Here is a 1,681-nt window from a genome sequence, read left to right as displayed (position 1 = left end):
CGCCCCGTCACCGCCTTGACCCAGAATTAGACTTTAACCTTTTGTAAGACCGGGACCTGCGGCTGGCGCCGCTCGGGCCGTTGGAGGTAGGCGCCGCCGAGTCAGCTGGCGTGGTGGTCGAACTCGCCGGCCTTGGCGGCCTGGAGGAACCTGGCGAACTTGGCGGGGGCGGTGCGGACTATGACCTCACCATCGTCGGACTCGCGGAACTCGACCATCCCGTCTACGGTTCGAACTTCGACGCACTCGTCGTTCGCGCCAGAGTAGCTGGACTTCTGCCAGGCGGAACTAACCATGCTTGCTTTCCAGTTCGTCTTTGAGGGCCCGAATGAGGTCGCGTGATTTTCCCTCGGAGAGGGCACTTGGCTCCATCTGAGCGATGAGGGCCCTGAACCCTTTGGAACACTCATCCAGGCGGAAGCGGCGCCTCGCTATGCCGAGCGAGGCGCCGCCGATTCAGGCGGTGTGGTGGTCGAACTCGCCGGCCTTGGCGGCCTGGAGAAACTTGGCGAACTTGGCGGGGGCGGTGCGGACGACTATGCCGGCATCGTCGGACTCTCGGAGTTCCAGCAGTCCGTCGGCTGTGCGGACTTCGACACAGTTGTCCGATGCGCCGGAGTAGCTGGACTTCTGCCATTCGGAGCTAGCCATGCTTGTGTTCCATCTCTTCCTTGACGGACCTGATCAACTCTCGTGAATCCTCCTCGGAGAGCGCCGTGGAGTCCATCTGCGAGACCAGGGCGCGGAACCTCGCGAGGTGGGCTGGCGCATCGAAGAGATGGATGCCGTGGCCGGTGTCCATCTGCGCGGTGTCCAGCTCGGGGATCGGCCCCTCCGCGTAGGTGAAGTTCTCGCTGGGGCTGGGGACGACGCCAGCACTGAACCGCACCACTCGAACGGAGATGCTCGGATGTTCCGAGTCTATGCCGAGTGCCTTGAGCTGGTCACTGAGTACCTCCGGTCCGCCGAACTGCATGTGGAGGGCGGCCTGATGAATGAACGCGGTGTAGGGCGCGGCTCCGGAGCGAACCACTCGCTGTCGCTGCATGCGGAAGGCTGTTCTGAGGTCAATCTCGTGGTGCGGCAGTGGCGGGTAGGTTTGGGTGAACAGGGCTGACGCGTAGGCGCCGGTCTGGAGTAGGCCTGGGACGAAGGACGTTGTGTACGTGGTCAGCTGTCGTGCGCCGCTCTCAAGCTCAGCGACCTCAAGGAAGTCCGCGGCCAGGGTGTTCCTGTACTCCTCCCACCAGCTGTTCTTGCCCCGGTCCGTGATGATGTCGGCGAGTGCATCGATCAGGGGTTGATTGACGCACATGCATGTCGCGGCGATCGTGTGAAGCCGCTCCACGCTGATGCCGATCTTTCCCGACTCCATCTGCGTCACCTGGGCCGGGTTCATCCCGACGGCGCGACCGAGTTGGCTGCCGCCGAAGCCGGCTTGCTCCCGCATCCTGCGCAGCTCTGCGCCAAGCCGACGCTGACGGAGTGTTGGATTCGTGCGGGCCATGGTTCCTTCCAGGACGTGGGTGACCCCAGTGTGCCGCGCTGTCGGAACAGCGGTCCATTTCGGGGCTGTCGATGCCACGTTAGGGCACGTATTCGGTCGTGATCAATCTGTGTGATTCACCTTCGCGGCGGGTCCTGATCCGGTAGACCGTGGTGTGTGACGCGAGCGCAACTG

3 protein-coding genes are annotated in these 1,681 nt (G+C 63.5%); all 3 read right to left on the bottom strand.

What is annotated here, in order from left to right; translation table 11 throughout:
* Positions 1-101: 101 nt before the first annotated feature.
* The 3 genes from ACIRRH_RS42755 to ACIRRH_RS42745 all read right to left on the bottom strand — a co-directional run bounded on the left by ACIRRH_RS42755 (position 102) and on the right by ACIRRH_RS42745 (position 1,507).
* Entirely contained in the window at positions 102-296 is a 195-nt protein-coding gene (locus tag ACIRRH_RS42755) for a DUF397 domain-containing protein (protein WP_403078786.1), read from the bottom strand.
* A 160-nt stretch (positions 297-456) separates the two neighbouring features.
* The gene (locus ACIRRH_RS42750) at positions 457-651 is read right to left on the bottom strand and encodes a DUF397 domain-containing protein (RefSeq protein ID WP_403078785.1); all 195 of its coding nucleotides are present in this window, start codon (positions 649-651) and stop codon (positions 457-459) included.
* Positions 644-1,507 (bottom strand): helix-turn-helix domain-containing protein, encoded by an 864-nt coding sequence (locus ACIRRH_RS42745; RefSeq protein ID WP_403078783.1) that lies wholly within the window; start codon positions 1,505-1,507, stop codon positions 644-646. The genes ACIRRH_RS42750 and ACIRRH_RS42745 overlap by 8 nt, the downstream gene beginning before the upstream one ends.
* Positions 1,508-1,681: the final 174 nt, after the last annotated feature.

This window comes from Kitasatospora sp. NPDC101235, assembly GCF_044767505.1.
Taxonomy (GTDB): Bacteria; Actinomycetota; Actinomycetes; order Streptomycetales; family Streptomycetaceae; genus Kitasatospora.
The sequence above is the reverse complement of the archived record's forward strand: the minus strand, read 5'-3'. Positions and strand labels throughout refer to the sequence as shown.